Origin of the sequence: Paenibacillus sp. 32O-W (assembly GCF_007679495.1) — a bacterium.
In the GTDB taxonomy this organism is placed as follows: domain Bacteria; phylum Bacillota; class Bacilli; order Paenibacillales; family NBRC-103111; genus Paenibacillus_L; species Paenibacillus_L residui.
The window spans coordinates 1-21,227 of sequence record NZ_VEGP01000083.1 but is presented as its reverse complement, the minus strand read 5'-3'; the positions used below and the strand labels follow the sequence as shown (position 1 = coordinate 21,227).

Annotated in this window: 15 protein-coding genes; 2 read left to right on the top strand and 13 right to left on the bottom strand. The window is 40.5% G+C overall.

Annotation, left to right across the window (positions count from 1 at the left end):
* Nucleotides 1-36 precede the first annotated feature (36 nt).
* From FS806_RS22775 to FS806_RS22760, 4 genes are all read right to left on the bottom strand, one after another.
* Nucleotides 37-480, bottom strand: coding sequence for a hypothetical protein (locus FS806_RS22775; protein ID WP_144941291.1), 444 nt, complete (start codon nucleotides 478-480; stop codon nucleotides 37-39).
* A gap of 609 nt (nucleotides 481-1,089) precedes the next feature.
* The gene (locus tag FS806_RS22770; RefSeq protein WP_144941289.1) at nucleotides 1,090-4,914 is read right to left on the bottom strand and encodes a glycosyltransferase; all 3,825 of its coding nucleotides are present in this window, start codon (nucleotides 4,912-4,914) and stop codon (nucleotides 1,090-1,092) included.
* Nucleotides 4,901-6,127 (bottom strand): ABC transporter ATP-binding protein, encoded by a 1,227-nt coding sequence (locus FS806_RS22765; protein ID WP_144941287.1) that lies wholly within the window; start codon nucleotides 6,125-6,127, stop codon nucleotides 4,901-4,903. Before FS806_RS22765 ends, FS806_RS22770 begins: the two co-directional genes overlap by 14 nt.
* Nucleotides 6,117-6,899: an ABC transporter permease gene (locus FS806_RS22760; RefSeq protein ID WP_144941285.1), complete on the bottom strand. Its 783-nt coding sequence runs from the start codon at nucleotides 6,897-6,899 to the stop codon at nucleotides 6,117-6,119. Before FS806_RS22760 ends, FS806_RS22765 begins: the two co-directional genes overlap by 11 nt.
* Nucleotides 6,900-7,446: 547 nt before the next feature.
* Here FS806_RS22760 and FS806_RS22755 point away from each other — a divergent pair.
* Nucleotides 7,447-9,927 (top strand): O-antigen ligase family protein, encoded by a 2,481-nt coding sequence (locus FS806_RS22755; RefSeq protein ID WP_186328500.1) that lies wholly within the window; start codon nucleotides 7,447-7,449, stop codon nucleotides 9,925-9,927.
* Nucleotides 9,928-10,083: 156 nt separating this feature from the next.
* Nucleotides 10,084-11,652: an S-layer homology domain-containing protein gene (locus tag FS806_RS22750; protein WP_186328499.1), complete on the top strand. Its 1,569-nt coding sequence runs from the start codon at nucleotides 10,084-10,086 to the stop codon at nucleotides 11,650-11,652.
* A 277-nt stretch (nucleotides 11,653-11,929) separates the two neighbouring features.
* Here FS806_RS22750 and FS806_RS22745 read toward each other — a convergent pair whose 3' ends face one another.
* From FS806_RS22745 to FS806_RS22705, 9 genes are all read right to left on the bottom strand, one after another.
* Complete coding sequence (locus FS806_RS22745) at nucleotides 11,930-13,039, bottom strand: copper amine oxidase N-terminal domain-containing protein (protein ID WP_144941279.1); 1,110 nt, start codon at nucleotides 13,037-13,039, stop codon at nucleotides 11,930-11,932.
* A gap of 67 nt (nucleotides 13,040-13,106) precedes the next feature.
* Nucleotides 13,107-13,823: a hypothetical protein gene (locus FS806_RS22740; RefSeq protein ID WP_222126752.1), complete on the bottom strand. Its 717-nt coding sequence runs from the start codon at nucleotides 13,821-13,823 to the stop codon at nucleotides 13,107-13,109.
* Nucleotides 13,824-13,918: 95 nt separating this feature from the next.
* Complete coding sequence (locus FS806_RS22735; RefSeq protein WP_260982226.1) at nucleotides 13,919-16,387, bottom strand: S-layer homology domain-containing protein; 2,469 nt, start codon at nucleotides 16,385-16,387, stop codon at nucleotides 13,919-13,921.
* 116 nt (nucleotides 16,388-16,503) lie between these two features.
* A complete protein-coding gene (locus FS806_RS22730; RefSeq protein ID WP_144941273.1) occupies nucleotides 16,504-17,271 on the bottom strand; it encodes a tyrosine-protein phosphatase in 768 nt (255 codons plus the stop codon).
* 362 nt (nucleotides 17,272-17,633) lie between these two features.
* Nucleotides 17,634-18,173 carry a hypothetical protein gene (locus tag FS806_RS22725; RefSeq protein ID WP_144941271.1) on the bottom strand — a complete coding sequence of 180 codons (540 nt, stop codon included), beginning with the start codon at nucleotides 18,171-18,173 and terminating at the stop codon, nucleotides 17,634-17,636.
* 77 nt (nucleotides 18,174-18,250) lie between these two features.
* The gene (locus FS806_RS22720) at nucleotides 18,251-18,733 is read right to left on the bottom strand and encodes a hypothetical protein (RefSeq protein ID WP_144941269.1); all 483 of its coding nucleotides are present in this window, start codon (nucleotides 18,731-18,733) and stop codon (nucleotides 18,251-18,253) included.
* Between the two features lie 404 nt (nucleotides 18,734-19,137).
* Nucleotides 19,138-19,395 carry a TetR/AcrR family transcriptional regulator gene (locus FS806_RS22715; RefSeq protein ID WP_260982225.1) on the bottom strand — a complete coding sequence of 86 codons (258 nt, stop codon included), beginning with the start codon at nucleotides 19,393-19,395 and terminating at the stop codon, nucleotides 19,138-19,140.
* Between the two features lie 240 nt (nucleotides 19,396-19,635).
* A complete protein-coding gene (locus FS806_RS22710) occupies nucleotides 19,636-20,076 on the bottom strand; it encodes a VOC family protein (RefSeq protein WP_144941265.1) in 441 nt (146 codons plus the stop codon).
* A 128-nt stretch (nucleotides 20,077-20,204) separates the two neighbouring features.
* A complete protein-coding gene (locus tag FS806_RS22705; RefSeq protein WP_260982224.1) occupies nucleotides 20,205-21,038 on the bottom strand; it encodes a helix-turn-helix domain-containing protein in 834 nt (277 codons plus the stop codon).
* Between the last annotated feature and the right edge of the window lie 189 nt (nucleotides 21,039-21,227).

Below are 21,227 nucleotides of genomic sequence, written 5' to 3'. Positions count from 1 at the left end.
CCCGCATTGAACGGGGATTCTGGGGACAAAGACGGGTTATCCACAGATTTGAGTTATCCACATTCCGATTTCATGTTTAATTTTCTTTACTTCATTAAAATTAACTACATATATCGATGTATCTTTATTTGTCTGAGTAACTACTGAGGTCTCTTCTTTATAATCTGGGTTTTTAGTATCGGTATAAAAAATTTGCAATTGGGAATCATTTGTCTCGTATTTTAATTCTAATTCGATATCTTTGACGTCTACGTTTATATTCTTGAATTCAATCCAGGGGTCATTGGAGGTAGAACGATATGTACTGCTATTTATAGCATCTAAGTCTTTTAATTCAGCACTGTCAAGTATTATTGCGGTTGAGGATGAAGATGATTGCAAAAATAAGTAATCATAGTTATAGATAACCAATTGGACTACTGCTATAAATAAAATTATTAATGGGACAAAAACCCATTTTCCCCTTTTTTTATTGTTCATATCAAAATACCTCCACGTCATGTCACCTGAATAACAAAATCAAGAAAGAACAAGTATAATGGAGCGAGTTTAGAAATAGTTATGCAGGTAATATTTCTGCCTGCGGATTACCAAGTCTGATTATCACACCATCTCAAACAAATAGACTCTATCCTATTTGCTTTGTTTCGAGTGATCGTTTTGCATTTATTATTCAAAAAGTTACAGCCACTAGTAAGGTAAAACAGCCAAAAAACCTTTTTCTATCAATTTTGACAATCTGCTATACTGGTAAAATTGTCTTGCCATAGGCCTTTCACGTTAATTTACTAACTTTAAGTTAAATATTGCTTGTTGAAAGCCACCGAAGTACACTTCAAGCGATAGGACACATATAAGGCTTCTGAATATTTGTTGATAATTTAGAAGCATGGCTAACCAGGCCTATGGCAAGCCCGAACAACAATTAGGAACAATTATTCGCTAATCCAATATGATAAAATAATCATTTGGAGGACTCTGCTTATCAAGCGACAACAGAATTTCGAAGTTTTCTATACCAGTATAACCACAATTACGTCAAAGGAAGTCATAGCATTATTTTCTGAGCGAATGATTAGCACGTCTGTCCTAACTTATTTTTAATCCAAAACCGACATCCAGCGATAAATTTGGATTATAGTATGGGTCATTCAAAAGAATCTCCCCCCATTTATTTTTCAAATATTCTGCTTCCTCATTTAATCGTATAATTTTCTCAGAAGTACTATCGTATCCTCTAGTTTTTGATTCAAAATGAATCAGTTTGACATAAGGTAGCCACAAATTACGATAACCCTTTTGACATATCTTCAAACAAAAATCAACGTCATTATAGGCTACAGATAATATTTCATCAAATCCATTAACTTCTACAAAAATATCTTTTCTCACCATCAAACAAGCTCCAGTAACAGCAGAAACATTCCTCACAGATAGCAATGCACCAAAGTAACCAGGATCATCTATGGGGCGGAAATGATGTCCATCTCCCGCTGCCCTTTGCGCTCCTAATCCTAATACTAATCCTGAATGTTGTATGGTATTATCGGGATATATTAGATTGGCTCCAACTGCTCCAATTTCTTTTCTTGTGGCCGCGCCTACCATATCTTTTAACCAGTTTTTATCTAGTACTTCTATATCATTATTTAGAAATAGGAGTAACTCTCCTCTGGCGATTTCGACTGCCCTGTTATTTAGTTTAGAATAATTAAAGGGAGCAGTTATTGTTAGAATTTTTAGTCTATCCCCTAGTTTCTCTTTCCATTGATCAAATAGACGAAATGTATCTTTTTCAATACTGTTATTATCTATAATGACTATTTCAAAATTTTCATAATCTGTTAGATTATGAATTGAATTCAAACAGTTTGAGAGAATCTTCCAATTGTCTTTAGTTGGAATGATTATACTTACAGTTGGTTCCAGTGGAGCGCGGTAATGAACTCTATAAAAATTTGAATATCCCTCTAATTCTTCAATCCAGCCATTAATCCCTCTTCGCTTTATTGCATCTTGGACAGCCCTTAGTCCTGCATAATGAGTATAATTTTTCGCCCCGGGACCTGAAGCGGTTGATTCAGGTATAGTTCTCCAATGATATAGAATTTTAGGAATATGATATACTTTATCAGTAATCTCAGTGAATCTTAATGCTAAGTCAAAATCTTGACTTCCTTCATAACCTTTTCTGAAGCCACCAATTTTCTTGACTATGGAAGAGCGATAGATACCAAAATGACACGTATACATGTGAGTAAGTAAGAGATCGGGAGACCAGTCAGGTTTGAAAAAGGGGGAATGCCTTTGCCCGTCTATACTTATTTTATCCTCGTCACTATATATCATATCAGCATCAGGATAATCATTCAGAAGTTTCACATTCTCAAACAATGCATCTATTGTAAGTTCATCATCGTTATCAAGTAAACCAATAAATTCTCCACTGGAAATTTGCAATGCAGAATTTGATGATTCAGATATGTGGCCGTTCTTTTCTCTAAACACTACTTTAATGCGCGAGTCCTTAGCAGCATATTCCTCAAGTACCGGACGGATATGTTTTTTTGTTGAAAAGTCATCAGCAATACACAGCTCCCAGTTGGGATATAATTGATTTCTTACAGAATCTATGCATTTTCTGAGCCATTTTTCTTCTACATTATACACTGGTAGTATTATCGAAATTAAAGGCTTATATTTAAAATTTGTAATTTCATGGATGATTTTTTCCATTTTCTGCCCAGTTACTTGGTGTAACTCTATCCATTGTTGATAATCCTGTCCTAAAATCCCTTCAGTAGTTAATCCCAGGACATTTTTTGTTTTCTGCCACACACCCGACATTCCTGATACTTTATAGATTTGAAGACTTTTATTTAGTACGTTTAGTAGGGTTCGTGTCGAACCCCCCCTTAACTTCAAATGATTTTTAAATGCATAGAACAATAGATGGAATCTGCTTATCTTTCTAAAACTCAAATTTGAAAAATGAAAATTTATTTCTTTTTCTCCAGGGTCTAACCTTAAAGATACTGCGTTATCAGGTATCGATACAATGATATTGTTTGCCTTCTGATCACCTACAGGAATTCTTCCAATTAACGAACTAGTTTCTTCAGACATACCGTCCCCTGAATCCCAATACATTTTTAATGGCACAGATTCTTGAGAGCTAGAAATAAACGTCATTACAACCCAACCTGTAGGGAAATCACCTTGCAATAAAAATGCAGGATCATTACCTGTAGAACACCAAGAATTATCTTGTTGTTTAATTTGCTGCATAGGCAATAATTTCATGGAAAATTTGCGTTTGCTTAAAATATAATAAATATTTGTAAATGTCTTTCTAGCTTTCTTCATCAATTGTACTGCTCTTCTAAAGGGGGCGGTATATTTCCAAGAACGTGAGTTTTTCATTTTTTCTACGGACTCCATTAAATTATCATATCTTTTCTGCAATTCACTTAACAACATTTCCTCATATCGCAATTTTTCAATTAGATCTTTGTTTTTTTCACTTTCTTCTAAAACATTACGTTTAGCCTCAGTTAGATCCACTTCAATTTTAGCAAGCGATTCCGTGATTTGGGTCAATTTTTCATTCTTTTTTGTTAATTGTTCGATTGCTTTTTCTAATTTTTGAGTACTTTCTTTATTCTCGGTCAAAAGATTGGCCAATTCCTGGTCCTTTTTTAGAATAATATCTTTTTGCTCTACAATCATTTGAAATTGACTACTTAGCAATTGAGCTTGTTGATCATAAAATGATCTTCCTTTTTCAGCAGATAACTCGATATCAATGACCAAAGAATCGGAGTTACAGACTGTTCTATCAACCTTTAAATAAATCTGAGGATCTTTGTTAATAGATAGAAGTTTATATGTATCACTTCTTTTTATCTGGATTACATTTTCCCCCAAAGCTAAATCCTTGAAATCGTTATTTGAAGATGCCTCTTGTAAAAGTTGTAACCCTCCGTCCTTTTCCCGTCTTAGCAGTCTAATAGATCTTATATTTAATACTGCTGACCAATTTCCAATGTCAATCCGCAATACATCTCCCTGAAATGAAGGAATTTCTAACTTGTAAGAATGAAATTCGTTATCGTAGACGATTGAACATTTTTCCGAGTTTTTCTCAGTGAAGACCTCATTTTCCAACCAATATACCTGCAAATAATGGTACCTATTACTAATAGAAGGTATATGTTCTTCGATTTTTACTGCATCTTTATTTTTTTCCAATTTCGAGATTGTTATATACTGATATATATGCCCTTCAATATTGTCAATTAGAAATTTTTGTAAAGATTCCGGTAACTCTTCATAATTTCTTTTAAATTCAGTTTCTTCAGGGCCAACAACAGTAGCCATCATCTTAATTGGAGTAAGTCCAACTTCAGTAATCATGTTTAAAATTGATTTTTTTGTGAAAAATCTTACATGTGTGCTATCAAGCAACCCTAATTCTCTGTACTCAAAATTGCCGTTCATTAATTCCATAATTATTGCATTGTGGGAAACATTCGGAATTGAAGTAATTATTATCCCATTTGTTTCCAAAAATCTAGTTGCCTGTTCTAATACTTTTTCAGGGTTACGTAAATGCTCTAACACATCCGCAAAAATGATGTAATCAAATTTTTCATCCACTAGTTCTGATGTCCATTGCAAATCTTCGAGATTCGCTACAATCATCTTATCGCAATATTTCTCGGCTTGTTTCGCTGATTCTTTATCAAACTCAATGCAATAGATATTGCATCCAAGATGTTCTTTCATGTAACGGGTCATATATCCCGTAGCTGGCCCCATTTCCAAAACTTTGGAACCCGCTTTGATCTGTCGTAATATTATAGAAGGAGAATTATCTGTTTCTAGGTCTAATTCGTGCTCATACTTTAGCATCAGAGAGCGCCCCCTCTATTCTCCATTTATGTTCGAAAAATACCATTCCTTCAGCAAAATACTCACCTGATACTATTCTAAACGAATGCATTCGACTGCTGTAAGCCAACGGAACAATAGCTGAGCTTTCAAAAAAGCCAACATCGATATAATATGTCCCTGGCATTAAATTAATCTCATGATAATCGAGTTTTAGTGAATGGACTCCTAATTCATCACATATAGGAAAATCATCTAATTTTGTATTTAAACCACAAATATAATTATTTTGGCTGTCGTAAATTGCAATACCTCCAACCAATCCTTTTGTATTTTCATGCAATTCATAATCTACTTCGATCGAGAAACACTCTTTAAACTGGATAACATTATTTATTGATCCTTCTGAATCTATGACCTTAATATTCTTAATTGTTAGTACATCCTCATTAGATTCGGATAAATTATTGTTATTTATTTCTTCAACTTTTTTCGATTCTGTTTTCATAAAATCCTGATACTGTTCAACAATAGATTTTGCATCTCCTCGCCGATATATTTGTCCGTCTATCATCCAAATAGCTTGATCACATATATTACGGACTGAATATGAATCATGACTGACAAAAAGAATAGTTTTACCTTGTTTTTGAAATTCCTTTATCTTATCCATACATTTTAATTGAAAACGCATATCTCCAACTGCAAGTGCCTCATCTATTACGAGAATATCGGGATCTACGTTAATTGCACATGCAAAAGCTAGTCTCACGTACATCCCGGATGAATACAACTTTACTGGTCGATTAATAAAATCCCCTATCTCCGCAAATTCTTCAATAAGTTGCATTCTCTCTTGAATTTCGGCACTTGTTAGGCCCATGATAGAGCAATTCATTATAATATTTTCTCTTCCAGTAAATTCTGGGTTAAAACCACTGCCTAATTCTAATAATGCGGCAACCCTACCATTTATCTCAACCTCACCACTAGTTGGAGTAAGGGTTTTTGCAATAATTTGTAAGATCGTACTTTTCCCAGAACCGTTTCTTCCAATAATTCCAATTGTCTGGCCCTTTTTAATTTCAAATGAAACTTCTTTTAAGGCCCAAAACTCTTTATAATATTTTTTTTTGCTTTTCACAAAACTTTGTTTCAGCCTATCTTGAGGACGGTCAAATATTCTGTAGCACTTACTAACATTTTTAACTGCAATTGTAATATTAGAGGACATCAGCAAACCCCCCTCTAGTTTTATTAAACCATAAGAAACCTAACGCAGAGATTCCTACTCCAATTAAACTCCCCCAAATAATCCAGTTCCAGTCCGGCGTTTGTCCAAAAACCAAGATTTGTCTCATATCCTCTACCACATAACTTAGTGGATTAAAGTAATATATTGCTTGAAAATCTTCAGGTATATTGGATACGGGATAAAAGATTGGACTCAGGAACATCAAGGCGGAAATAATTATTCCGATGAAATGGCCTATATCCCGAAAATAAGTCCCTAATGATGCCAAAAACCATCCAATCCCTAGCGTAATCAGTGAAAGAGGAAGTAATACTACGGGCAAAAAAAGCACCGTCCAGTTTACAATATTCATAAATAGAAAAAGCCCAAAAAATAAAATAAGCGTGTTAATAAAAGCATGGAATAAGGAAGAACAAAGCTTAACTATAACTAAGATTTCCAGAGGAAAAACAATCTTTTTCACATAGTTTGAGTTGCTCGTAATTAAGGATGGGGCACTTGATAAGACTTCAGAAAATACATTGAACGCAATGATTCCCGAAAATATTATAAAAGCAAATTCTAGTTTACTCCCAGTTCCAGTATTCCACTTAGCTTGAAAAACCACACTAAAAACAAAAGTATATATAAATAACATAAACAATGGAGTTAAAAACGACCAAACTATTCCTAAATACGATCCTCTATATCTACCGGCTATTTCTCTCTTTGTTAGTTGCAATATTAGTTGTCGGTTTTTCCAAAAACTCATCAATTCTTCCCTCTCTTTATTAAATGAACAATATGCTAACAATAAAGCTGATTTACTTTATGTAAACGAGAAGTAAAAAAACAGATAAAATCATTTGAGCAATCAGTAGATATTACCTCGCCCAAACTAATGTACTAACTAAATTACTCCAAGGCAACTCCTTTTTTGATAATTCTTGCCTTCAAACAGTTCAAGCTGAAGTTCTAGGCATACTCGGTGAAATTAACCATACCACTCCTTGTTTGTATCAGCAAGTACTGGATCAATTCTTTAGAAATAACAAAAATTTCAATAACCAGCATACAACTTTACTTAAGGGGAGGCCGCATGTGACCCACAGAATTCTTTAATCGTTCTGAAGAGCTTTTTAATCTATTTTGAGCCTATACATTTCAATGTGCAGTGGCACATTATAATTTCAATCATAACTCTCCAACTCCCATAAAACTACAGTAATAGTATACCATTCGACATAATGAGTTTCACTCCCCCCTTCACCTGTGATAAACTATTGTAGAATTATGTCTGAAAAGGGAGTTAAATGATAATGAAGCATAAATCAAGAAGGAAAACATCCCCTTCAAGCACACTGACGACAAAAGATTCTCATTCCATTTTGTTCTGGATACTAATGGCTATAACAGTTTTCTTTTTCCTATGGGCCCCGTTTCAAAGGGCTTTGTTCAATGGCTATAACGTGGATTTTGACAGGCCCATCTATTCGTCCTTTGTTTGGGCATCCATTTTATTGCTGGTTACTTCTTTATACTTGTTTTTTTACTATAAGTATCGCACACTTCGAGATTTTTTTGTCATTTATATCTGGTTGATCCCTTTAAGTTATTTAATCTCGTTAATTGGTGCGGCATCTCACTATTATGGTACCAACATGCTGTATATGCATATGATGTACGCAACTTTTTTTATTTTAGCTATCTACGTTACTAATAATCGACTTGGAAATACAATCCTGCAATATATTATACTATTGTCTGGATATCTAGTTGTTATCTTCGGAATTCTTAATTGGTTCGGAAATTTGAACATCGCCAATGGAATTGCTGAACTTTTCACAAATCTAAAAGGACTTCCCGCCTACAAACATGCGGTGATGAGTGATTCCAACGGCCTGAGACTTACTTCCGTATTTCAATACGCCAATACTTATTCTGCCTATTTAATTGCCCTTCTCTTCGGGTGTATGTTTTTCATTTTCAGATCACGCAAGTGGTATTCTGTCGCCTTGCATGCTCTAATGCTTGTCCCAATCCTTGTTTCTTTCTTACTAACCCTCTCCCGCGGAGGATTAGTTATATTGCCCGTCGTGCTCCTGGTGCTGCTTTTGTTTTTTTCTGTGGAAAGACAGATCAAGCTGCTTTTGTACTTGGGAATATCCGCTGTAGCTGTATTACTGACTATTGGAAACATTACGGAAATCGGTTCGAGCTTACAAAGCAGTTTCAGTCCAAGTCTTTCGCTCAAAGGCTGGGGGGTGCTTGCTGCAGCTTCGATTATTGTTTCGGTTCTCATAACCTTGTTGAATCGTTATCTAACTCCTGTGTTAGAAAAAACAATACAGAAAAAAATCAAATCGCGATATGCTCCTGTTGTTCTGCCGGTCGGGGCCGTAATCCTGGGAACCGTAGCCGTTATCATTCTATTTACGGATACCGGTATCACCAAGCTATTACCTGAAAATATTAGAGTAAGAATAGACAATATCAATTTTCAACAGCATAGTGTATTGGAGAGAGGAACTTTCTATGCAGATTCGTTGAAGTTGGTCAAAGACTATCCTGTTTTCGGAGCTGGCGGCGGCGGCTGGGCAGCACTTTATGAAAAATATCAAAACAATCCTTACACAAGTAGACAAGCCCATAACTTTTTCCTGCAATACCTTGTTGAAGTCGGGATTTTCGGGTTTCTGATTTTTAGCGTTTTACTTGGATTGGTTTTATACAACTATTGCAGAAATTACTTTAAAAGCGACAAGGACACGAAAGATACCAAGGTTCTGTATCTCATTATTTTGATCTCATTGCTTATTCACAGCGCTATCGATTTCAATTTGAGCTATGCGTTTCTTGCTATTGTCGTTTTCATATGCTTAGGTGGACTGGTGTCCAGTTTTGACACTTTAGCAGCGCCATTCACAAACCGATTGAGCAGATGGGAAAGTGTTCTGCCGAAAATAATTTCCGGGGGAACGCTTGTTATAGCCATAGTCTTTATCACCATGTCAATCAGGCTCCTTTCCGGGAATACCTACTATCATCAGGCCATTGCAGAAGCACAGCAAGCGAAGCCATATACAGAGGTTATTGCTACACTGGATAAAGCCTTGTCAATGCAACCTAATCATCCGGATTACGTTGATCTGAAGCAGGATATTTTGATGCAGGTGTTCCGACAAATAAAAGATCCCTCGTTGGAACAAGAAGCCGTTCAGCTTATTAAGGATTTTAGAAAAGCGGAACCGTACCATCGGCTTGGGGTTGATTTCCAGTTAAATTTTTTAATGGAACAGAGAAACTTTTTGGAGGCTCGCAGCGTCAATATAGAAGGGATAGAAATATTCCCGTGGGATATCGAGATGTATGAATCTCAGATGCTTATTTTGTACGAACTTGGGAACCAGGCTAGATTGGATAAAAATAATGCACTCACCGACCAATACTGGGCTGAGGCCATCGAACTATATAATGTTGTTCTTGCCAAAGTAAAGCATTTAGAATCTCTGCCGGAAGGACAGCTTCAGGGGAGAGAATTTAATGTGACCCCAGCTATTGCTTTATATGCGGGGCAGATATATTATATCAAGGGTGATTACACTAATGCTGAATCGGCATTGAAACATGCAATCACTGATAACTTAGAGGATTCGTTTGCTCAGACTATCGCCAGGTGGTACATTGCATCCTTGCAAAAACAGGGGAAATCGGAGGACAGCCTGAAAGAGAAGCTCTTCGCCGCAAACCCTCAAGAGGCTAAAAATCTTGAAGAGCTGCTAAATGCAAAATTTGACTAAATTCCTGTAACATCTGTTTCTCAGAAACTACCATTTGGTGCGAAAAGATGCTATACTTTTAAACTGATACTGAACATTTTAATTACGCTTGAAAGGAGGTGAAACTATACAATGCGTTCTAATAAAAACAATCACTTGCGAGGGAGAGATAGGAACTTGTTTAAAGCTTCTGTTATGAAAAAGATGTCCGGTCTTCTCGCGACCCTTATGATCGTATCCATTCTTACTCCGCTGCTTGCTTTTGCATCCGGATTCGGAGCGATTACATATAAGGCGAACGGAAACGTAACCGGCAGTGTTTATTTTGATGGCGTCGATTATGATGCTCTCAAAGACCAAGAAGACGTCACTTTAGCAGTTTATGATGAAAAAGGCAACAAGATTCAAAGTATTATCGCCAATAAGGACAAATCTAGGAATGTCACAGGTGTTGTTTACTTCAACATCTCTGGCACAATATCTGATGCGACCTACACTAAGATTAAACTCAAGTATAACGATGTAGTATCTGACTGGGTTTATAAAGAAACCTCCGGCGGTTATCCTGGCGGCGGTGGCGGTTATTATGGCGGCCCGCTCGGCAGCATCGTTGATTTTAACGGTAAAGCTGATGCTTATAAACTGGCTGACCTGCTGAAAGAAAACAAAAATGCATCTTTGGAAATCCAAAATGATTTTGTTCTTCTTCCGGCTTCCGCACTGGTTGAAGGGGAAACTCTGACCATCTACAACGAGAATACTTCCTTCACTCTTCCGATCAAAGCTCTGAAGCTTGAAGATCTGGCTAAAGAGATGGGAGTAGAGCTTGAGGATCTGTTGATCCGCGTAGAAATGAAAGAAGTTAAAGATGATGCACTTAGAGCTATTGAAGATGCAGTTAAAGCTCTGAATGCTAAGCTGATCGCTACTCCGTACGACTTCAAAGTAACGGCTGAAGCTGGAGATAAGACGAAGGCTATTACTTCCTTCGGCAACACTTACACTAACAGCTCCATCAACTTTGAAGGCAGTGCAGATGCCAGCAAATCCACTGGTGTTGTGTCCAACTCGAATAAACTGGCTTTCGCACCTTCCGTATTCAGCAAAGATGGGGACAACTCTAAAGTTACCATCAAGCGGAACGGAACTGGCGTTTACGCAGCAATCGAAACGGACATCAGCTTCAACGACGTAGCTTCCCACTGGGCTAAGTCCTATGTTGATCTTCTGTCTCACAAACTGATTGTTGACGGCTATGAAGATGGAAGCTTCGGTCCGGAGCGCAACATTACTCGTGCTGAATTTGCAGCTATTGTTGTACGTTCCTTAGGTCTGAGTGCAAGCGCAAGCTCTTCCTCTACCTTCTCTGACGTTCAATCTGGCGATTGGTACGCAGGTGTTGTTAGCGCAGCAGTTCAAAGCGGACTTGTTGATGGTTACGAAGATGGAACCTTCCGTCCGAATGCCCAAATCAACCGCGAAGAACTGGCCGCAATGGTAGTAAGAGCGCTGGCTTATGCCGGTAAAGATGTGAAAGTATCCAGCACGGAGCAAGATGCCCTGTTGGCGAAATTCGCCGATGCGAACAGCATCGTGTGGGGTCAAGCTGAACTGGCTGCTGCTGTTAAAGCAGGAATCGTTGACGGCATGACTGACACTACGATTGCTCCTAGAAACGATGCAACTCGCGCTCAAGCAGCTGCGATGCTGAATCGTCTTCTGAACAACGCAGGATTCATCAACTAATTCTCTTACCACAAAGCCTCGATACTTCGGTATCGAGGCTTTGTCTTATTTAGGTACTTATTCCCCAGCTAACCTTTACCAATCCCCTATCACTCCTTTAATGCATCTTCTGAAAGAAGGGGAAGCCACCGGAGCTCAATTTCCATCCGTGTTCCCGGAGGCAACACCCACTTCTAACGCAGCTCAATCCGGGCTTACTCCTTTTCCGTTTTGTCCAATGGGGGCAAGTCCCCTTACTAACTACCCTGCTTGCTTGGAATTTTTCCCCCACTGACCCCTACTTCCCTTTCCTCATAGAGGACAGCAAGTCGTTAATCACTTCCTGCTCCTTCTCCGATTTAATTCGTTCATACTCCTCTCTATACTCTTGTACCGCACTGGTGTCGTATCCATTCCTGCTCAATTCGTTAGACAGGCTGTTCATGATCTGATCAAATTCGTTGTCAAAGCCGTTTAGCTTATTCTGACCTTCCGTAATTAGGGAGCTGTCTCTGGTTTGTTTAAATTCGTTAATGATCGCACTTAGTTCAGACTCCGCCTTGCTCTGCAGGCTGCTTATTTGAGCCTCCGCCTCTCCGATTATGCTCTCATAAGAAGGTTTGGTCGCTCCGCCACCTGTACCACCGGAACCACCATTGTTGCCTCCTCCACCGCCACCTGTACCACCGGAACCACCATTGTTACCTCCTCCACCGCCGCCATAACTAGGTATTCCGGGACCCCCGGAGTTATTCGGCGGAATAGGAAAGTCTATTTGTTCTTTGGGCGCTTCCTCGGGTTGTTCTTCCGATGGTTCCTCCGTTGGTTCTACCGGTTTCTTCGGCGTCTCCTTCTTCCCAATGGTTACTGTATAGGTGTCTTGATCCCAACCCACCTCAAGCCCAAGAGATTCAGAGACAAATCGGATAGGGACATACAGTGTATCTTCGAAGATCATTCCAGGTAGGTCCTCTTCCGGCCATTTCTGTTTGCCATCAAACATATATTGCACGGTCTCGAAATAAACTGAAATTGTGGTCGGGCTTACCGGCTCGCTTGAAGCAGCTTCGGGAGTTCTGACTACCCGATTGAGCTTATAGTCTTGGATTATAGCCTTTTCTTGACGGCTTGGCTCCTGAATCGTTACGGTATAGGTTTCTTGATCCCATAGGACGGCTTTGTCCAGGGAGTAGGCAACAAACCGCAAGGGCACATAGGTGCTACCCAGATAGATAAAACCCTCTTGCCCATCCGGAGGTCTCATGTTCTCTCCGTGGATTTTAATCTTGAGGGGCACATAATACACTTGAATTTCTTCACTAGCTTGCTGAGCAGAAGTGCTGGTCATCAATCCCAGGAATAGTACGACGGATAATAGCAGGGCAAGGGCTTGACGCAGTTTATTCACAAGTCTCACCTATCCTTACAATAATTTAGAAGCCGCGGATGTATCTACAGTTGATAAAATCCGGGGATTACTTGCCGGTTTTAGACGATTCTTTCAAGCTGTCTTCGTAAGACTTCCCTTGGCTTAGGCCCAGCTTGGCGGCAATCGCTATAAGCTCGTCATATTCTTCTTCGCTCAGCTTTTCCAATATCAATTTTTTTGCTTCCCTCTTCTCCTCCAACGACATTCCTCCGGAAGCCAGGTCCATCAGTGTTTTAATATCTGAGGCGCCCAATCGTTTAAGAAGAACCGAGGTCACCTTCGTCTTATCCTGCAAAGTAATCTGTTCTTGAGCCTTCGACGCCTTATCCGGAGTTATGTTGGCCTGATATTTTCCTTTGTCAGCGGCAGCCTCTTCCTTAGTCTCCTTATCCCCTGAAGATGGAGGTTGCCCGGAACCAGAGTCGGAAGCACCGTTAGAATCATTATTTGCATTTGGGCCGCTAGTTGGATCAGGGACCGCCTCGCCTTTGTCTTCAGGAACTGGAGTTCCCGAGACCGGAACATTCTTATCCCCTTCCTTGGAATCAGACGTTGCCGAATCAGAGGTACGGTCGGGAGAGTTATCCTTTCCTCCCGGTTGGGATACAGCTTCCATCTCCAGTCCCGCCGAGATCGTCCTTAACATCCGGTCGACCGCATAATCCATAGCGAAATAAGCGCCTACAGCAATAACGATCAACAAAGCCGCCGACCATCCTAACCATTTCTTCCATTTCCGCTTCTTGATGTTGTCCACCCCCATCGGTCTTGGTTGTTAAATGCAAGAGAAAGCCTTCTTCTATGCAAATTCCCCCTCTCAATCTTGGGGGAGAGGAGGAATTATTCGACAGGACCTTTTTACTTATTCAAGAGCCTGTAGATCATCACTGCGGCCTGGGCTCTTGTCGAGTGGCTATTAGGGTTGAGCCTCTGATTTTCTTCCCCTATAATAATCCCCTCATAAGCCGCAAGGGATACTCCGGGCATAAGAGTCGGATGGACTTCACCGGCATCTGCAAACAGCTCGGTAGCCTTGTCCATGTCGGGCGTCATCTGATAATCTTTGGCTTCCATCAATGCCCGGGAAGCCATGGCGGCCATCTCGGCACGGGTAATGTACGCGTCAGGCTCGAACTTGTCCTCCGATCGGCCATTGACGACACCGTATTTCACTGCAGCGGCCACGTATGGCTGGAACCAATCCTGATCAGAGACATCGCTGAATGATACCGCAGCGGTTGAATCCTCCAAGCCCATCACTTTAACAATCATCTTGGCGAACTCTGCTCGCGTTACGAAATTCTGCGGTTCAAATTGTCCATCCTCCCGGCCTTCTACAATTCCTTTAGCGCCAATCACCGATACCTGACGGCCGGCCCACTGTTTGACTTCATCCAGGTCATGGAAGGAAACATGATTCTCAATCACTCCATAGACCGAGAAATCCTTATTGCCCACGATCAACGCCTGCTGATCCGGATCATACATTCCTCCTTTTACCAAAGTCTTGCCCTGATCGAATTTGACCAGAGTAAGGAGCTCTTGATCATGGTTGCCCGGGAAAGCCGGAAATCTAAGCTCTACAGGTGTACTAAACGTAGTGAGCGGCTTGCCGCCCGCATCAAAACTCAGCTCATAGACATCAGAGACCAAGGTTTGATGAGCCGCTGTGGCTGGGCGATCCAGCTTTTCCACTTTCCAAATGGTGTCCTCCTGTAACTGATCCGTATCGAAAGTCGCAGTAAGGCCGTTAATCCGGACAGCAATCGCATCTATTCCGTATTCCTTGGCCAAATCCATAAGCTCCTTCTTGATAGGCAATTCAGCCTTGGATACCTCTTTCAATTCGCCAAAATCAAGCGTGAATACAACTTTGGCAGGGCCAGCATCCGGATTTGTTTTCTTAAGCTGTTCATTAGCTTCTTTTGCGATGGCCTTGACGTCCTCCAGAAGGTCCCTTAAGTCCTCTACATCATAATCCGCTTTGGCCACGCCATTTTCTATCTTTAAGCTTTCGTTCAGTTTCGCCACAGCCACGGCACGAATCGCTTCCTCCACCGCTTTTCTGGCTTTCGCCCTGGCTTCATTGCGGGTGTATGAACCCTGTGCTGATTCGAGTCCGGCTATCACTTTAGAGATCGATTCGATGGCCTTACTCACATCCGGCCTGTGAATGGGCGGGGTTGGCGGCCCCCATCCCCCTCCTCCATTACCCCCGCCTGGCCGGGGAGGCTTCGGTGGCTCAGGAGGCTTCGGAGGATTAGGCGGATTTACGATCCCCTTCCCCATCTCAATAGTGCCCTTATAGATCAGCATACTCATGTTCTTATATTCCAAGGTGGCGGCAATGTCCGCTTTGGCTGATTCCACATTATCCGGAAGAATAAAACGTCCTTCCTTCCCGTAAATCTCGCTATCGGATACTACCTTCCAGCTCAGATATGGTAATTTATTAATTTCATAGCCGAACAGCCTCAATGTTGGAGTCAATGTTTTCCCGTTATTCGTTGTTTGCGGCACAAATTCGATTTGAGAACGAACCAGAACTCCCGCCACGGCCAGCTGTACTTTGTTGTCCGGATCAAGAATATCCGAGAATAATTTCCGTGTCTTCCTCAAATCTTCCGAGGTCACATTGAGCTCTCTAAGCAATTTGCTTATTTTCAAACTTTTGTGCTGTACAACGATCTCAATCGCCTGATCCACCAGCTTGTCCGCTTCCTCTTTAAATCTGCCCTCGATCACTGCTACGAACAGCGAAGGAATTTCCTTCCGGACCAAAGCTTCCAGCTCGTCATAGACCTTCTTCCTGAATTGTTGAAAATCTCCCATACCGATGCCGGGTACGCCGGCCACTTTAGACAATTGATTGAACATTTTGCGTGCCTTGGGATCGCGATGCAGCTCTTCCAAATCCTCTATTAATGTTTCATCGTTAATTGCCGCCATTCTCTGAATCAACCAAACCAGGTTGTCCAGAGTCAGGTCCGGGTATTTGACCTTATCGTCTGCCTTCGATTCCAGCCTGGCCCAGATCGGTGCAACCAAGGCTTTGGCTGTGGCTGCGTCCAGAGATGCCAATCTTGATCTTAACTCTTTAATGACCTGTCGTTCTTCCTCTGTAAAATCCTTGGTTAATTCCTTTATCTGGCCTGCTATTTTATCCGCCAGCTCTGGTAGAGGCAGCTCGGAAAAGTCTGAAGCGGCTGCTCTCTGGATTCCCAACTTATTCGGCCATTCGTGTGAGCTGAGCGGCAGCACAGGCAGCGAGCTTAAAACAAAACTCGCGGCTAGCGAAGACACCAGCATCTTCTTCTTCATACCCATCAACTTCAACTCCTTATCCTCCATCTACCATAATCCGAATTACGAACCATATATTAGGAGACTTGTGCAGATTACAACAAATACTAGCACAGTTAATTTTGTGGAACAATATTACTTCAGGACCAGAGCCGGTACCATTTTTTCTTGATCGGAATTGGCTCCGAGCAGATCGAAATCGATTGGTTCTCTATGATCGCTTTCGCATTCTTTTGATAATAAGATGAGTACATGGACCCAATTTCGGTATCGATTTCAGCATAGGCCTCTCTCAGGGAAAATGGTCTTTGGGTTACGTTATGAGCATCTGAAGAAATAAAATGAATCCAGTTTCTTCTGCACATGTCCAAGCTCAGGTTTCGAATAGCAGGGCCGAATAAGCCAGTGATCGAATGGGAGGTCAATTGGCACAGAACCCCTAATTCTATTAGTTCGAAGAGTTGGGCAGGGTTCTCGGCAATTTCCTTATTGCGTTCAGGATGGGCCAGGATCGGTGTAATTTGCATAACCTTCAATTCATGAATAAGCTCTTTAATTGAAGGAGGAATACGGTGGGACGGGAATTCAATCAGTAAATAACGAGAGCCGTTCAATGTGAAAAGGCTGCCGTTATCCATATCCGAGATCAAATCGGAATACACCCTCACTTCCTGGCCCGGACAAACCTGCAGCGGAATGTCCTGCCTTTTCAGCTCTACGGTCAACCTCTTTACATTTTCCTGTGTCCTGCCTGCCGGGTTATCATATTTCCCATTAGCATGATGTGGAGTTGCAATAACTGTCCCGATACCTTCCCGCACCGCCATTCTCGCCATTTGCAATGAATGTTCCAGAGAAGGAGAGCCGTCATCCACGCCGGGAAGAATATGGCAATGAATATCTACCATTCTATTAATTCTCCTATCCTCCATAATTACACCTATTTTATGGATTACCCCATTCTCGTACAACCAACCATGGTATGAAAAAAACTGTTCTAAAAGCCTGCATCGTTGTTCTCATAAATGAGGTTAAATATTAGTGCCATTACCCTACATCATGTTATAGTCCCTTCATTCGTAAATGCCGCCAAAAATAAGCCTGTGCCTTTTGTCCTTACCAACTAATGATGCCAACCCCAGCAAAATAAATAAGGATGCTTCGAATAGGTGAAGTCACCTTCGGAAACATCCGGGAATGGAATAATAAAAAACTGCCCCAGAAGTAATATTTCTACTACACTGTGACAGTTTATATGAAGATTTGTCTTTTATTCTTTATATAATAACTTATCGTTGGCCGAATAAGCTTCGTAAATCAGTTTGCCGGGAACGTTTACTTCCCTGATAGAATAATATAAATAGGTATTCTGCTCTCGATTGATCGTCCTATTAAAACGATACTCCTCGCCACTTTCATCGAAAGCGATGAAATGATCGATTTCTTTATCCCGACTGAGGATGAGGATGATATCCAGGTTATCTTTTCCTTTTTGTTTTAACGACTTTATTTGGGCAGTAAATGGATCGCCGCTGCTTTCATTTGGAATAGCGATTTCATCATGAATTGACCAGCCCCAATATCCTTTGGATACCAGGTAAATGTGAAAGCCATTCCCGGGATACAATACGGCCAATTTATTGTCTTCATCAACCTCCACCATAGTACCGGGCTGCCCGGATTTCTCTTTCAGAGCGTCCCACTCCGTTGGATTGACGATATATTTGTCCCAGACAAATTCCTTGAGAAGAAACAGCAAAATGAATACAGAAATAACGATAAGAGCATTTCTTTTAGATTTTGTTGTCATAGAGAGATTTTGGCCCTTTCTATAATTGTTTTCTACATGTTAATTTTATAAATCCCTCCGGCTATATAACGGTATCCTTATCTGGATAATCTGGTACGCCTGAATAGAACGATTCCGAACCCGCCCACTATAGGAGTCGCGACAAGTAAAGCCATCATGAACGTCCGGGCTTTATCCATTGGAAATCTAGTTGACATATGAATCTGCCCTAATCCTCCACCCTCACAGGACATGCGATCAAACACTGTATAATCGCCATCAAATAACAAAACAGCTTCTGTTCCTTTGATATCAGCAGTTGTTCTTTCTTTCTCTAATTTAATCGGTTCATCTTCTAATTTACATTGTACTCCTTGAATATCCAGATTAGCCGGAGTCCCCCACACTGCTACGGTTTTCGATGGTCTAGTTGAGGAAAAGGGTTCACCAGGATTAATGACTTGATTGGAAAACTGGCCCGGGGGTTGTGCTTGTTTATATACCATCCAAGCACCAAAAGGTCCTACGATGATAAACAGCATACATGATAAAGCAAATAGGGATACCGTTTTCTTTGTCATTTATCTCACACCTTCATTGGGGAAACATATCATTTATTCCCTCTTAGAAAATACGTAAATCCCTGTACTTCGTTTCAACGTCTTCCAATCTTTCTATAGCTAGTTAGAAGGAAACCGAGTTTCTATTTATCATAACATAGCTTACTAAAATAATTACCGATGTAAGTTTCAACTATCCTTTCATCAAAATGAGACGGATAAAAAATGGCTTGAAGGGTTAATCCGTCTATAAAAGTATATAAGCCGACCGATTCTTCGTCTATGTTCAGATGGTCTTTTAAAAGATTATTCTTAGCAAGAACCTCAATCATATATGACGTATTTGTTCGTTATATTCACTTAATTTTTCATCTTTCATTGCCATTACAGCAAAATTGAACCACGCTTCAATTTCCATCCTTTGTTCAGGTCCTTAACGGGATCAATTGCTTGAGCATTTTAATAACCCCTTTAAATACGTCATCACCCTCTTGGATAGAACGATGAATCCTCTCCTCACCCCTTTTTAACAATAACTCCATAGCATACACATATAGCTCCTGTTGATTGGAAAAATAGTATTGTACGCCCCCTATAGTTAAACCTGCTTCCTCTGCTATTTTTCTTACTGTCAACCTTTCCAATCCATATTTCATCAATACCTTAAAAGTTGCTTCCCCAATTCCGCATTAATCGACTATGATTTGTATCACAGAAAGTAGTTTACTTAGCTAAGTGGAATGAAGAAATGTGGGATAACCTTTTTTAGAAATCAAAGTGCCACAATCGGTTCTTTAGACATACAAACACCCCTTCGGGTAATTTTCCTAAAGAGGTGAACCGGATTAATTTCAAACCAACCGTAGTAGAATTGGATGGGATTCTATTATGTTGTCTTAGCAACTTAAATCAAGGTAGTGTTATTATAGTTCCTCAAGGGGCACATCCTTTATATGTGTTGCGATCCACCATATGTGTCCAAAAGGATCCATTACTCCTCCACGTCGATCCCCTTCAACATGATTTTCTACAGGCTCCAGTTCCTTTGCACCCGCATCAATAGCTTGTGCAAAAAGTGCATCTACGTCATCAACATAAAGAAAAATATGCATCGTAGCCCCTCCAAGAGACTTCGGACTCTGCATTATCGGATATTCCGGAAACTCGTCAACGATCATGATTGGCGAATCACCGATCTTGATCTCCGCATGCCGAACCTTTCCATTGGCGTCTGTTATACGCATCAATTCAGTGGCCCCAAATGCCTTTTTGTAAAACGTTATAGCTTCGGCTGCATCCTTGATAATCATGTAAGGTGTCACAGCGTGATGACCCTCTGGTATGGCTTTTGTTTTAGGTGTCATTAAACATTCCTCCATTTCTTAAAAATTGGATGCTTTCATCCCCAAAAAAATCAGGTCAAATATTGGGAACTATTCATCAAAATTATTCTAAGTCATATTGGAATGAGTTGTATTGTAAAAAAATGACCCTATTGATCAAGCGGAACATGGTTTTTTTGTTTACCTTGAAGTGATTGATAGGTTGTTGGGCTAATGCCGGAAAAAGACCGAAAATCGTGGATAAAATGTGCCTGGTCATAATAACCGCAAGACAAAGCGATATCTATCCAATTCACTTGCTCTCCACCTTCGATGAGACGGAGCACATTCTGAAAGCGCTGAATACGGCTAAATTGTTTAGGTGTCAATCCGACTTCTTCCTTGAATACTTGAATAAATCTACGTGAGCTCAGGCCTATACGTGCAGTAACATCAGCAATTTTCCACTGACTAGGGTAGTCCTGGAATTTACTTATTGCGAATATAACAGCAGGATGGTGTTCAGATACTCCGGTCATCATCCTGATTAAATATTGTTCGAGAATTTGAAATTTAGCAAGCGGCGTTTTAGCTTCAATGAGCTGTTCCCGCATTTGGTCCGCTTTTATTCCCCAAAGTGTTTCCAAAGAGACGTGCTCATTGCACAATTCATTCGCTGGCAACTTCAGAAATGGGAAAGCACCGCCAGGCTTAAAATGGACACCCATCGTTGACGCTTGGCAGGCTGTGTCGATTACGGCGAATTCCGATCTCGGACCAGAGATCAGGCTTCCACGGAAGCTTTTGAACCGATTATGATTCTTTTGATCGTATACTTTAATCAAATTTTCTTCTAAGTTGATAATCATTTCAATGGAGCCGTCTGGAAATACACGCTCCATTTCATGAGGCGGGTTGTAACCTTTATATAACCAAAAAATATTAATAAAACCCGACAAAGGCGGCTGTGGGTGGTATGTACGGAATAAGGCCACTACAATCACTACCTTTTATATTGTCCCAAAGATATTTTCCTAATAATACCATAGAATAAGGTGGACAAATAATAAAGAGCTGCAAAAAAATCCCTCCTCTAATTAAAGAGGGGGGATTGACCTCGCGACATAGAGCCATCCTTCGTCTGTCGGAACGTACGTGATGTCCGCCATCCAGACTTGGTTGGGAGCTTGCGC